General features: G+C 29.4%; 12 protein-coding genes and 1 pseudogene. 11 read left to right on the top strand and 2 right to left on the bottom strand.

The window, feature by feature from the left end; translation table 11 throughout:
* The first annotated feature begins 32 nt into the window (after nucleotides 1-32).
* From CA_RS15575 to CA_RS15545, 7 genes and pseudogenes are all read left to right on the top strand, one after another.
* Nucleotides 33-1220, top strand: coding sequence for a polysaccharide pyruvyl transferase family protein (locus CA_RS15575; protein WP_010966311.1), 1188 nt, complete (start codon nucleotides 33-35; stop codon nucleotides 1218-1220).
* A 99-nt stretch (nucleotides 1221-1319) separates the two neighbouring features.
* Nucleotides 1320-2112: pseudogene (locus tag CA_RS15570) on the top strand (tagaturonate reductase); the annotation flags it as partial.
* A 124-nt stretch (nucleotides 2113-2236) separates the two neighbouring features.
* A complete protein-coding gene (locus CA_RS15565; RefSeq protein WP_010966310.1) occupies nucleotides 2237-3019 on the top strand; it encodes a type II CAAX endopeptidase family protein in 783 nt (260 codons plus the stop codon).
* 169 nt (nucleotides 3020-3188) lie between these two features.
* The gene (locus CA_RS15560) at nucleotides 3189-4367 is read left to right on the top strand and encodes a metallophosphoesterase (RefSeq protein ID WP_010966309.1); all 1179 of its coding nucleotides are present in this window, start codon (nucleotides 3189-3191) and stop codon (nucleotides 4365-4367) included.
* Nucleotides 4368-4384: 17 nt separating this feature from the next.
* Complete coding sequence (locus CA_RS15555) at nucleotides 4385-5287, top strand: ABC transporter ATP-binding protein (RefSeq protein WP_010966308.1); 903 nt, start codon at nucleotides 4385-4387, stop codon at nucleotides 5285-5287.
* Nucleotides 5288-5301: 14 nt separating this feature from the next.
* Nucleotides 5302-6300 carry an ABC transporter permease gene (locus tag CA_RS15550; protein ID WP_010966307.1) on the top strand — a complete coding sequence of 333 codons (999 nt, stop codon included), beginning with the start codon at nucleotides 5302-5304 and terminating at the stop codon, nucleotides 6298-6300.
* A 12-nt stretch (nucleotides 6301-6312) separates the two neighbouring features.
* The gene (locus CA_RS15545) at nucleotides 6313-7110 is read left to right on the top strand and encodes an SGNH/GDSL hydrolase family protein (protein WP_010966306.1); all 798 of its coding nucleotides are present in this window, start codon (nucleotides 6313-6315) and stop codon (nucleotides 7108-7110) included.
* A gap of 55 nt (nucleotides 7111-7165) precedes the next feature.
* On the opposite strand, the gene CA_RS15540 is transcribed toward CA_RS15545, so the two are convergent.
* Nucleotides 7166-7654 carry a hypothetical protein gene (locus CA_RS15540; RefSeq protein ID WP_010966305.1) on the bottom strand — a complete coding sequence of 163 codons (489 nt, stop codon included), beginning with the start codon at nucleotides 7652-7654 and terminating at the stop codon, nucleotides 7166-7168.
* A gap of 84 nt (nucleotides 7655-7738) precedes the next feature.
* Between CA_RS15540 and CA_RS15535 the strand changes: the two genes are divergently transcribed.
* The 4 genes from CA_RS15535 (at nucleotide 7739) to CA_RS15520 (ending at nucleotide 12242) form a co-directional block, all read left to right on the top strand.
* Nucleotides 7739-8425 (top strand): alpha/beta hydrolase, encoded by a 687-nt coding sequence (locus CA_RS15535; protein ID WP_010966304.1) that lies wholly within the window; start codon nucleotides 7739-7741, stop codon nucleotides 8423-8425.
* A gap of 236 nt (nucleotides 8426-8661) precedes the next feature.
* Entirely contained in the window at nucleotides 8662-9321 is a 660-nt protein-coding gene (locus CA_RS15530; RefSeq protein ID WP_010966303.1) for a histidine phosphatase family protein, read from the top strand.
* A 166-nt stretch (nucleotides 9322-9487) separates the two neighbouring features.
* Entirely contained in the window at nucleotides 9488-10654 is a 1167-nt protein-coding gene (argJ, locus tag CA_RS15525; protein WP_010966302.1) for a bifunctional glutamate N-acetyltransferase/amino-acid acetyltransferase ArgJ, read from the top strand.
* A 337-nt stretch (nucleotides 10655-10991) separates the two neighbouring features.
* A complete protein-coding gene (locus CA_RS15520; protein ID WP_010966301.1) occupies nucleotides 10992-12242 on the top strand; it encodes a putative bifunctional diguanylate cyclase/phosphodiesterase in 1251 nt (416 codons plus the stop codon).
* A gap of 69 nt (nucleotides 12243-12311) precedes the next feature.
* Here CA_RS15520 and rbr2 read toward each other — a convergent pair whose 3' ends face one another.
* On the bottom strand, nucleotides 12312-12866 hold the full coding sequence (gene rbr2, locus CA_RS15515; RefSeq protein ID WP_010966300.1) for a rubrerythrin-2: 555 nt from the start codon (nucleotides 12864-12866) through the stop codon (nucleotides 12312-12314).
* Between the last annotated feature and the right edge of the window lie 90 nt (nucleotides 12867-12956).

Genomic DNA, 12956 nt, shown 5'->3' with positions numbered 1-12956 from the left:
ATATTTTATGCGTATTTTAAGGGGTGTACTTTTTGAAGAATAAAGTTGGTATAATGTACGATAACATAAGCGGGAATACTGGTGATGTAGCAATTGGTATAAGTCTTAGAAAAATAATGAAGGAACTAAAAGTTGATTTTGATGAAATTCTTCTCAATAATATTGATGTATTAAAGTACAATACTGTGATTATAGGAGGAGGACATTTATTAAGAGAGAATAGTGACTTTTTTTACGATAAGTTTAAATTGAGAGGACCCAATATATTGAATTCTGTTGGTGTAGTTGGAAATCCTAATGATCTTCAATACCTTGAGGAATACAAATATGTAACTTTTAGAAGTGAAGGAGATAGAAAAAAAGCTGGCTACCTTAATAAAAAAAGTAGTGTAGTTCCGTGTACCACAATGCTTTTAGATGATTTACAAGATTTCCCTATTCATATAAAAAGACCAGCTATAGGGGTACATCTTATTCCTAATATTTTTTCCAAGGAAGAAGAAGGCTTATTTGTAAAGTGGGCATCTAAGCTTCCATATACAATATATTTTATTCCTATAACGCACTATAATTACGACTATATCTATATGAGTAAATTGAGTCAAAGAATTTCTAATTCTAGAGTACTTCCTATAATGAAACCTCTTGAAATATTCACTTTTATAGGGAAATTAGATTATCTTATAACTTGTTCGCTGCACGGTTCTATATTTTCATACATACATAATGTACCGTTTATATTGATGGAACAAGAAAAATCTAGATTTTTTCTAGAAGATAGAGGACTTCAGGGATATTTGTTTAGCAATTTAAAAGAAATAATAGGTTTAACAGAAAAAGTAATAAATAATCCTTTGGACTACTCTAATTTGATTGTTAAAGATAAAAAAATATTAGAAGAACATGTAGAAAATATAAAACAAATTGTGCCTAACAATAGTACATACATACTGAGTAAAGAGTGTACCGAGAGTGATGAAATAACGCAGTTAAATCTTCAAAATGGAATTCTACAAATAAATTTAAGTAAATTAACCTATGAATTAGAAGCTTACAAGAAAGAGATTAAGGGAATAAATTTTAGACTTAAGGATGAAGAAAGTAAGCATATGTATTATAAAAAAGAGCTGAAGAAGATTTATAGATCACGTGGATGGAAGGCTTTGAAAAAATTCTATTCATTAAAGGATTTTATATCAAAAAAAATTAATGGAGCCTAGATTACTTTAAATTACTCCATGAGAAAATATAATTTAAATTTATATAAAGTTATCGAGTTATAATGTTTATCCTCGATAACTTTTGTTTTAGACAGTCTAGAAATAGGTTATGATGACAAAATGGTGGTCGTAAGCGAACAATATTATTTATGGGTAATTAGAGGGCCCGAGCTTTCTTCAGGATGAACTTCCAGTAGAAGAAGCTCAATTAAATGTAAAGTTGGTTAATGATGTTGCACCGTACAGAACAAGAAAAGTAAGAATACTAAATGGAGCACATACAGCACTTGTTCCAGTAGCTTATCTTTATGGATTAGAAACTGTTAGAGAAGCTATTGATCATGAAGTTGTTGGAACCTTTATAAAGGAAGTAATATATGAAGAAATAATTCCTACTTTAGTCAATGATGATATTCCAGAAGAGGAATTAGTACTTTATGCAGATTCTATTGTTGAGAGATTTAGAAATCCTTTTATACATCATTACTTAATTAGTATAGCTTTAAATTCTATGTCAAAGTTTGAGACTAGAAATTTACCTTCATTGTTAGAGTACATAAAAATTAAAGGGGAGTTTCCTCATAGACTAGTTTTTTCATTGGCGGCTTTAATGTATTTCTATAAAGGAAAAAGAGGCAGTGAAGAAATAAAATTATCAGAGGATGAACATGTTTTAGAGTTTTATAAAAAATCATGGGATAACTGTGATTGTAGTAGGGAAGGCATAAGGAATTTGTTTGAGTCAGTTTTAGCGTACAAGGCTATATGGAAAATGGATTTAAATAAGGTTGAAGGATTAACAGAGGCTGTTGCTGAAAATATAATTAGTATTATTGAAAAGTTAGGAATCAAAAAGGCTTTAGAACTTCATTTGGATGCTGTAAGAATTTAATAAAGGTAAAATTAAAAAAAGTTGTCTCAGTCTAAATATGGCAGAGATAACTTTTTTATTATATATGTTTTGGTATAATTGTATTTAAAGAAATAGACATTTCAGTTGGAGAGAAGTGATATTAATGTATAGATTAAAAAACAAATTAAAAACACATCAAGTAAAATTGTTTTTAATTATGACCTTCTTAGGTACGTATATATTGTGGGGAATTTTATTATCATCATCTAAAGGTATTTTGAATAAATATATATATTTAAATAATACATATTATACATTTTTAAGGATATTAGGAGCTGCAATGCCGAGTATTATAGGAATATTTCTTACAGCATACTTTTATGGAAAGAAGGAGATAAAGAAATTATTGCAAAGCTTAACTAAATGGAAGGTTAATATATTGTTTTATATAGCGGCAGTATTTTCTTTAAATGCACAAATACGTATTGTAGAGTTTGCTTGTAAATTATTAGGAATGAAAGTTGAAGTAGCAATGAATATGCAGGCTAGTGGATTTAAAACTAGTAGTATTTTAGGTATTATGACTTTATTCTTGGCAATAGTTTTATTTTGGGGACCTTTAGAAGAAAAACTTGGTTGGAGAGGTTTTTTACTTCCTAGGCTTCAAAGTAGGTTTCACCCGGTTTTTTCAGCAGTAGTAATAGGAGTAATATGGTCATTGTGGCATTTACCTATGTTTTTTTTACCGAATACAGGATATAACTCAATTGTTGAATATATTTTAGTAACTGTAATTTTATCCTTGGAAATGACATGGTTATATAACAAAACAGGAGGAAGTTTATTAATAGCAATTTTAGTTCATGGATTTGATAACACTTACCCATTAATACTTGGCTTTTCTGGTAAACAAATTCATAAGGTAGACTTATATCAAGTGTTTTGATTGTAATTATTATAGTGATTGATATGTTTAGAAAACCATTAAAAAAAATTGTTTGGAAAGAAAGATATATAGATGTATAGTTAAAAGGTAAAATTCAAAAAATTAATGTTAGGCTATTTAGTAATAAATTAGCTATGCTTTACTTTGGTGAGAAGGAGAATGATAGGAAGTGAAATCAACATTAATAGTAATTGGAAATATCATATTGGTTATATTAATTTTATTTATATATACAATGCTTTGGTATTATATAGGAGCAAAAGGAAAGGGAATAATTTTTGGTGTTAATCTTCGCAAAAAAGAAGGGTTGAAAGCGGTAGCTTATTGGGGGATATTTTGGTTTTTAGCATTTTCTTTCATACTAAGTGTTGCGTCAAGGAGTACTATATCAATAAATAATAAAATTACAGGAATTTTAACCTATTTAGGGGCTATCTCATTAGCTTTATTTTGCTATCTAATAATTATCTTTCCCATAACAGATTTAATAAGATTTATTTTAAATAAACTTGGATTTAGTGGTTCTTTAAGAGAATATATGAGTATAATTTATGGTAGAGGAATTTCAATTTTTATTGCAGTTATAATTATAATTTTATTCGGATTTTGGCATGCAATTCATCAAACAACAACAAATTATAATATAAGTATAAATAAGAAAGCGGGAAAACTTAAGCAGTTAAATGTTGTTATGGTTTCTGATGTACATATGGGTATAATGATTAGAGAACGTGGAATTGACAAACTTGTTACTTCAATCAATAAGCTTAAGCCTGATGTGGTTTTTTTCTGTGGAGATATGGTAGATGAAAGTACTCCAACCTCTCTTGAAAAGTATTACAGCAGCGCTTTTAAGGAAATAATATCAAAGTATGGAGTGTATGCTATTACTGGAAACCATGAGTATGCAACCCAAAATTCTGAAGTGGCAATGAACTATATGAAAAAGGCGGACATTAAGGTTTTAGAAGATAAGGCAGTTAAGGTTGATAATAGTTTTTATGTGATTGGAAGAAATGATGCAGCTGGTGGAAAGGTAAAACCTTTAAATGAAATTATGAAAAATGCGGATAAAAGGTTGCCTATTATAGCATTGAATCATAGGCCAGTTGCATTAGAAGAGGCTGAAAAAAACGGCGTGGATTTACAGCTTTCAGGACACACTCATGAAGGACAAATTTTTCCGTTTAATTTCACCACAAAATTAGTATTTGAAGATGATTACGGATATTTAAAGAAGAAGGATTTTAATTTGATTGTAACATCAGGATATGGTACGTGGGGTCCGCCTATAAGAATTGGAACAAAAGGAGAAATAGTTAATATAAAAATTGACTTTATGAATTAAACGGGAGAAGGTGTTTTATGAATAAAAGAATTTTACTTGTTGAAGATGTGCATAAAGTAATACGAGGTAGGGAAATTATAAAGGGTATAAATTTTTCTATAGATGAAGGTGAGGTTTTAGGGTTTTTAGGACCCAATGGATCAGGAAAATCCACAACACTTAGAATGATTGTTGGACTTTCAAAACCAAGTTCGGGTAAAATTGAGATTTGTGGTTATTCCATTTTACATAATTATGTGAAGGCTATGGAAAGTGTAGGTTGTATAGTAGAAGGACCAGACTTATACGAGTATATGAGTGGAGAAGACAATCTAGAAATGCTTGCAGCTATGGACAAAAATGTTACTAATGAAGATATAGAATATGCAGTTAATTTAGTTAATATGGAGAAGAGTATTAAAGATAAGATTTCAACATATTCTCTTGGGATGAAGCAAAGAATGGGCATTGCACAGGCCCTTATGAAAAGACCAAAACTTCTTATTCTAGATGAGCCAACAAATGGACTTGATCCTGCAGGTATAAATGATCTTAGAAATTTGATACAAAGGTTATCTAAGGAGGAAAAGATATCTGTTCTTATTTCAAGTCATTTAATTGCTGAAATTGAACTTATATGCGATAAGGTATCTATAATTAAGGATGGAGAAATTCTTAAAAATGCTTCAGTTGCAGAACTTTTAAAAACTAAGGAAGTGTTTTGGGAGCTTAATGATAATGAGAAGGGTAGAGAAGTATTAAAAAATAGTTGGAGGATTGATAGTAGGATTAATGGCAGTAAGCTTGAGGCTTCGGTGGATGAAGAAAAGCTTATAAGTATAAATGATTCTTTTTTAAGTAATGGAATAAAAATAAAATTTGCCAGCAGTAAGCAGAGAAATCTTGAGGATTTATTTTTAAATATTACTGAAGATAAATGAAGGGTGGTGGAAAGGTGATAAAGTTAATTAAAAATGAAATAATAAAAATGCTGTTTAAAAAGAAAGTAATTTTGATTATGGCGATTATTTTAATAGAAGCCTGTGCTTTTGCATACGGACAAAATAATAAGTATCAAAGAACAGTGAGAAGCTATGTTAACAGCAATAGTTCAAGTTATAATTGGAGACCTCTTATAAATCAGCAAATTCAAGACCTACAGAGTAAGTTAAAATATAGAACTGTAAAAAAATCAGAAGAAAAAAGTATAAATATTCAAATGGAACAGTACAGGTATTATCTTAAAAATAACATAAACCCAATAACACCCACAGCAGGAAATTTTACCTCAAATATAATGGCGCAGTCAGTTACTTTGTTATTACCACTTCTCGTAATAATATTAGCTTCAGATATTGTTTCGTCAGAATTTTCTAGTAGAACAATAAAAGTTCTATTGACAAGAGCCGTTCCAAGGTGGAAAATACTCTTGAGTAAATATATAGCTCTCATTATAATGTCAGCCTTTGTAGTATTTTTGACAACAATAATACCGCTAATAGTTTCTTTAGTTGTTTTTAAGCGTACTGGCTTTGGAGAACCAGTTATAACAGGATATAAGGTAATAGCGGGAAAGGTTGATGCTTCTAATGTGGTTGGGATATACCAGTGGTATTATATATTAATTATGTCTGCTTTAAGTTTCTTTATATCAATAGTTGTGGGTTCAATATCTTTTATGATATCCATTTTCGTAAAAAGTATTGGAGCATCAATAGGAATAATGATGTCAGCATTAATAGGAGGAAACATTTTAAGCGTATTTTTAGATGATATAGAAGCTGCAAAGTACTTTTTTGTAGTGAATCTAAATTTACCACAGTATCTTACGGGTAAAATGAGGATAGTGTCAGGAATGAATTTTGATTTTTCTATAATGGTTTTATTAATTTGGAGTATGGCTTCCATTGTAATAAGTTTTTATGTATTTAATAAAAAGGATGTACTTGTTTAGAGGGGTGAAGAAATGCTAAAAAAATTGACTATAGGGTTTGTTGTTATTGCGGCAGGTATAGTTTTGCTATTATCTATTTTTGGAATTAAAGAAGCGGCAAGTTTAACATCATCTCCTGTGGACAAGTATATAAGTAAGAGTAGTAAAGAGACGGTAGTTAGTAAAAAGAATAATTATGATACTGTCTCCAATTCGTACAATATACTTGTAATGGGAGATTCACTGGCAAAGGGTACAGGTGATGAGAAAGGTAAAGGCTTTAGTGGATATTTTGCAGATTATTTTAGGGTGAAAAATAATAGAAATGTTAGGTTGGATAATATAGCTGTTAATGGTGATGTATCAAACGGACTTCTTCAAATAGTTAAGAATAAAGATACTGAAAATTTGATAAAAAAATCCAATATGATATTCATATCTATTGGAGGTAATGAGGTAAGTAAATTTAAATTTGAAGGGAATGTTTCGGCAGCTGATTTAAAAGACACAGAGAATAAATATTTGAATAATGTTAGAGATATATTTAGGCTGATAAGAGATAATAATTCTAAGTGTACCATTGTATTTATAGGTCTATATAATCCATTTGGAAGTTCTATAGGGACCGATAAAATAGAGTTGCTTAACTCCTGGAATTATCAAACACAAAATATAATTTCGGTTGATTCAAATGCTGTCTTTATTCCTACCTATGATTTATTTGAATATGATACAGAGAAGTATCTTACTATAGATAATTTCCATCCAAATAGCTCTGGCTATAAGGCAATAGCTCAAAGAATAGAAGAAGTTTTAAAAAATCATAAATAAAAATAGTGCTGTAGGCAAGTCTTATAAAGAACTATTTGCAGCACTATTTTTTATATTAGTTAAATTCTATATACACAATGCCGTTATGAGCTTTTTTAGCTGTAACTTCAATATTAAATCCATTACTATCAACTCCAGTTACATTTAAGGTTATGTTTGAATTTACGCTTTTGTTAGAAATAGTCTTATCAAAAATAATAATATTATTATTTTTCTTCAATTTTAAGTTTAAATCTCCTGTTTTAACTTTAGATAAAATTCTTATACTACACTTTGATGATTTTGGTTTTATATTTCTAATGTCCCTGCCATCCAAATAATAAAACTTTACATTGTAGGTGTTACCAGAAGTATTGTCAGTGTACATTATACCTTCAATATCTTGTGATATATTTTTTATATTAGTTAAATTAGTATGATTATTATTCGCTGCTTTTACATATTTAAAGCTCAAATAGCTTATAATTGATAAAAATAGCAAACATATAATAATAATTAAAGATATAACAACTTTCTTATTCTTTAAAAATCCCATTATTAACATCTTCCCTCCAAAGTGATATTATAATATAATATACTGCCTTATACAGTAAAAGGCAATATAAACTTTTTATGTAAGAGGGTTATTATGAATAAAATAAAAATAAAAAATATTCCGGCTATTTTGTGGGGAGAAACTTCGGATAAAGTATACATATTTGTTCATGGAAAAATGTCAAGTAAGGAAAGTGCACATGAATTTGCGACAATAGCAGTAGAAAGAGGATATCAAGTTCTTAGTTTTGATCTTCCAGAACATGGCGAGAGAAAAAATGAAGATTATAAATGCAATGTTTGGAATGGTGTACATGACCTTAAAGTGATTGGAGACTATGCCAAAAGAAACTGGAAAAGCATAAGTTTATTTGGATGCAGTCTCGGTGCATATTTTAGTTTGCTTGCATATAAAAACTTTTCCATAAATAAATGCTTATTTCAGTCACCAATTGTTGATATGGAACATCTTATAGGAAAGATGTTCAAATGGTTCAATGTAACAGAAGAATTACTTAGAGAAAAAAAGGAAATAAGTACGCCAGTAGAAATTCTTTCATGGGATTACTACTGTTATGTGAAAGATCACCCAATTGATAAATGGTGTGTACCAACTGCAATTATTTATGGAACAAAAGATAATTTGCAAAGCTCTTATGTTATAGATACTTTTGCAAAAAGATTCAAGAGTGATCTAACTGTGTCAGTTGATAGTGAACATGATTTTCATACAAAGGAGCAGGCAGAGGCAGTTATAGAGTGGTTTAAGAAGTGTATCTGACTATCCTTGATTTATATAGAAAGAGAGCGAAATTATATTTTGTAGTTAAAAGAGTGCATGAAGGATGAAGAGAGATAGAATTTCTAAAAAGAACTAAATCACCGAAGCAAGTACAATATAAACCTAAAACCTGTTATATTTTGTACTTGCTTCGGTGAAAGTTCTTTTAAGAAATTCTAGGTTTGACAGCTTCTTTAAGGGGTTGTATAATAGCCACATAAAAGGATGTGGTGATTATGAAAACAACGGTTTTGCTGGTTAGACATGGAGAGACTGAATGGAATGTTCAGGGAAGGTTTCAGGGATGCCATGATATAAACCTTACAGATAACGGAATTGAACAAGCTAAGAGAGTTGCAAAGCGATTAGAAGGAAGTTTTGATTGTGTTTATGCAAGTCCATTGAAGAGAGCCTTTAATACTGCTAAATTAATTGCTTCGACTAAAGGGATTAGTCCAATAATAGAAGACGACTTAAGAGAAATAAATTTTGGACTTTGGGAAGGTTTAACCATTAAGGAAATGAAAAGTAAGTTTCCGAAGGAATTTGACATTTGGAGAAATGATACTGAGGATGGACCTTTGTGTGGAGGAGATTTAAGTATAAAAAGAGCTTCAATAAGAGTTGAACATGCTGTATTAAAAATTGTAAATGACAATAAAGGTAAAAACATTGTAGTAGTTGCTCATGGAGGGATAATAAAAGCAGCGCTTATAGCTCTTTTTAACTGGAATATGGCAATGTATCATAGAATTTTATTAGGCAATACATCTATATGCAAAATAGAATTTAATGAAAATAATATACCTAAAATAGTAACAATTAATGATGTCAGCCATCTTCCGGAAGAATATGCAGAAAAGGACCCGATGCATGATAAGAAAGAAATAGTATAGTATAAGCTTTTCTTATGTAAATACATAGTTTTTATTAAAATATGTGTTATGTAGGAAGAGCTTTGTTTTTTATTATAAATGCATAAATATAAATTATATTGAATAATTATAAAAACGGCTATATAATATATTACATGCACATAGTGTTTAAGGAGATGTAGTATATATGATTAATTATATGATTCCAAAAGGGTTTTTATGCTGCGGTAAGCATGTTGGAATAAAAAAAAGAAAATTAGATTTAGGTGTTGTATATTCAGAAAAATTGTGCAGTGCAGCTGCAGTTTTTACAAAAAATAAGTTCTGTGGGATTCCAATTATTGTTGGCAAAGAAAATATTAAGGATAATAAGCTTCAGTCTATTGTTGTTACCAGTGGTGTTGCAAATGTAGCAACAGGAGAAGAAGGGCTTAAAAATACCTATAGAATATTAAATAAGCTGTCTTGTGAACTAAATATAAAAAGTGAAAATATACTTCCTTCATCTACAGGAATAATAGGTAAACAACTGCCTATAGATTGTATTATTACTGGGATAAATGGAATAAAGTCTTCTTTAAGTAAATATAATTGGGAAGAATTTAATAGGGCAATTATGACAACTGATAAAGAACTTAAAATAAAAAGTTGTAAGATTGGAGACGCAACTGTATTAGGAATTGCAAAGGGATCTGGGATGATTGAACCTAATATGGCTACTATGCTTGCATATTTTTTTACGGATGCTTCTATTAAAGCTGTAGAACTTAAAGGGATTTTAAAAAGAGCAGTGGACAAATCTTTTAATATGATAAGTATAGACCATGATACAAGTACAAGTGACACAGCGGCAATCCTTGCAAATGGATATGTTGGAAATGTTAATTTGGAGGTTTTTGAGAAAACTTTTACAGATATGTGCATTGATATGGCTAAAGATATAGTTAGAGATGGGGAGGGAGTTTCTAAGCTTATAGAAGCTACAGTAATGGGCTGTAGTAGCTTTGAGAGTGCTAAAGTAATAGCTAAATCAATTATAAACTCACCGCTTGTTAAAATTGCGATTTATGGCTCTGATCCAAATTGGGGAAGGATAGCTATGGCCATAGGAAAATCATTTGAGGATGATGTAGATCCTTTGAAAATAGAAATAGCCTTCAATTCTAATGTTATATATGATAAGGGAAAAATATATGAAGAAAACTTTGATTGTATCGAAAGATATCTTAGGGATAATAATGAATGTAAAATACAGGCTAATTTAAATGTAGGTGATTTTGCTGCAACTGTTTGGGGATCAGATTTTACAGAAGACTATATTAGAATAAATTCTTATTATACTAAAAGAAAATAAGGAATATCAAAAAAACAATTTGATAAAACCATCCACAGAAAGAAAAATAGGTATTAATATAAATAATTATATCGAATTTGGCATATTTTAATAAGGATTATAATGTAAATAAAAAACATATATTAATATTTGTGGTTTAAGTTATACTATGATATAATTAGTAAATAAAATGTAATATTTAAATTTTAAATTTATGCTAAACATAGGAAAATTAGTGAAAATATTAAGTGAAGTACATAGCATTATGTTTTGAAAGTTAGCTTTATGAAATGTGCATAACTTAAGATTTTTCTTGGTTTTCCTACATAATAATAAAGGGTATGAAAGCAGTGATTTTATGTGGAGGGATATAATAAATTTTACTGAAAAATGTAAAAAAGATAAATTACTACTTAGTGACAATAAATTCGCACTGTATCTCATAGATATATCTAAGTTTAGAGTTTATAATTACAAATATGGATATGAAAATGGAGATAGGTTACTAAGGGAGATTTCTATTAATTTAAAAAATAACTTGGAAGATAGTTGTCAAGCAACAAGGATAAGGGGAGACAAATTTGTTGTTCTATTTCCTTTTAAGGAAAGAAGAGAATTCAAGATTATGGCACAAAGTATAGTTGAGTTTTTTCATTCATATGCAATTAAATATCATACAAGTTTTAGGGTTGATATAAATATGGGTGTTTCATTATATCCATATAATGGCGATAATGTAGAGAGTGTTTTAAGCTGTGCAGAAGTTGCTTTAAGTATTGCTAAGAATTCTGAAAAAAGTTGCTATGAAGTTTTTGACTATAAATCTTGTGAAAAGTTATTTAAAGATGAGAGAATACTTCATGATATAAGTCATGCTTTGCAAAATAAAGAGTTTGAACTATATTATCAGCCTCAGGTAGATACTAATAATAAGGATATTTATGGCTTAGAAGCTCTTTTAAGATGGCGTCATCCACAAAAGGGAATATTAGGGCCTAATTATTTTATAGCTATGGTTGAAAGAAATGGCATGATAAATTCAATTGGAAAGTTTGTTATAAAAGAAGCTTTGGCGGAACTTAGAAGATTTAATGATATGGGATATGAAAAGTTGAGTATGTCTATTAATATAGCAGAAAGTCAGCTTTGTGAAGAGTCTTTTGTAAGTTTTGTTAAAGAAACCGTAGAAAATGAAGGTGTGAATTCTAGAAATATTATATTTGAAATAATTGAAAGAACAGCCTTAAGTGAAAAGGTTCTTTGTGTCTTAAATCAATTAAGAGAGTTAGGTATAAGAATATACATTGATGACTTTGGGACTATGTACTCATCACTAAATTATTTATATAATATACCTTTAGATGGCATAAAGCTTGATAAATCTTTTGTTGATAAGCTTTATAGTTCTAACCGCAATCTTATTGTTACAAGGAACATAATCAATCTTGCAAGAGATTTGGATATTGATATAATAGCAGAGGGTGTAGAGTATAGAGAACAACTTAAGTGTTTGAACAGTATGAATTGTAGTAAAATACAAGGATTTATTTTTAGCAAGCCAGTTGATTCAAATAGTGTTATGGATTTTTTTAGAAATTTTAAAATTTAGTGAGAATATACTAAAGGGTGTTGTAATAGTACTGCAACACCCTTTTTAGGTAAGGAGAAAGTGTACCCCCTAGAAAGCTTGAAATTTATCCTTTTTAACGCCGCAAATAGGACATTGTTCTATATTCTCATCAAGAGTTGTAAAACCACAAACAGGACAAATATAAACTTTTCCTATATTAATATCTTTATTCTCTTTAGCAGAATCTTGAGCATCTTGAAATAGTTTTGCATGAATTTTTTCAGCTTCTAAAGCATAGTGAAAGGTTCTTTCAGCTTCTTTTTCTTCTTGATATCTAGCAGTTTCTAAATATACAGGATACATTTGTTTTATTTCATGTAATTCTCCATTTATTGCACCTTGAAGATTATCTATTAAATTTGTACTTCCGAATACAGCACCAGCAACTACAGAGGAATCATATAAGTCTTCCTTTAAAACATTAAAATGGTTTTTTGCATGAATATGTTCTGAGTAGGCAATTGCCTTAAATAATCTACCTATGTTTGGATAATTAGAATTTTCAGCTTCTTCTCCCCAAATTAAGTACCTCATATGTGCCATACTCTCTCCACCGTAGGCTGAACGTAAAAAGTCGGCTGTCATTGCATTTTTAACACTCATAATAATATACTTCCTTTCATTATTTGACTTGAAATTCTATATATAGTATAAGTAGAAAAAAAAATATAATACGGATAAACTTTATAAATA

The organism is Clostridium acetobutylicum ATCC 824, from assembly GCF_000008765.1.
GTDB classification, from domain to species: Bacteria; Bacillota; Clostridia; order Clostridiales; family Clostridiaceae; genus Clostridium_S; species Clostridium_S acetobutylicum.
The sequence above is the reverse complement of the archived record's forward strand: the minus strand, read 5'-3'. Positions and strand labels throughout refer to the sequence as shown.

Bases quoted from the DNA above. Each gene is read 5' to 3' on its own strand.
- CA_RS15565 (WP_010966310.1), top strand. From the start codon at position 2,237: ATGTATAGATTAAAAAACAAATTAAAAACACATCAAGTAAAATTGTTT.
- CA_RS15555 (WP_010966308.1), top strand. From the start codon at position 4,385: ATGAATAAAAGAATTTTACTTGTTGAAGATGTGCATAAAGTAATACGA.
- CA_RS15545 (WP_010966306.1), top strand. From the start codon at position 6,313: ATGCTAAAAAAATTGACTATAGGGTTTGTTGTTATTGCGGCAGGTATA.
- CA_RS15540 (WP_010966305.1), bottom strand. From the start codon at position 7,654: ATGTTAATAATGGGATTTTTAAAGAATAAGAAAGTTGTTATATCTTTA.
- CA_RS15535 (WP_010966304.1), top strand. From the start codon at position 7,739: ATGAATAAAATAAAAATAAAAAATATTCCGGCTATTTTGTGGGGAGAA.
- CA_RS15530 (WP_010966303.1), top strand. From the start codon at position 8,662: ATGAAAACAACGGTTTTGCTGGTTAGACATGGAGAGACTGAATGGAAT.
- argJ (WP_010966302.1), top strand. From the start codon at position 9,488: ATGATTAATTATATGATTCCAAAAGGGTTTTTATGCTGCGGTAAGCAT.
- CA_RS15520 (WP_010966301.1), top strand. From the start codon at position 10,992: ATGTGGAGGGATATAATAAATTTTACTGAAAAATGTAAAAAAGATAAA.
- rbr2 (WP_010966300.1), bottom strand. From the start codon at position 12,866: ATGAGTGTTAAAAATGCAATGACAGCCGACTTTTTACGTTCAGCCTAC.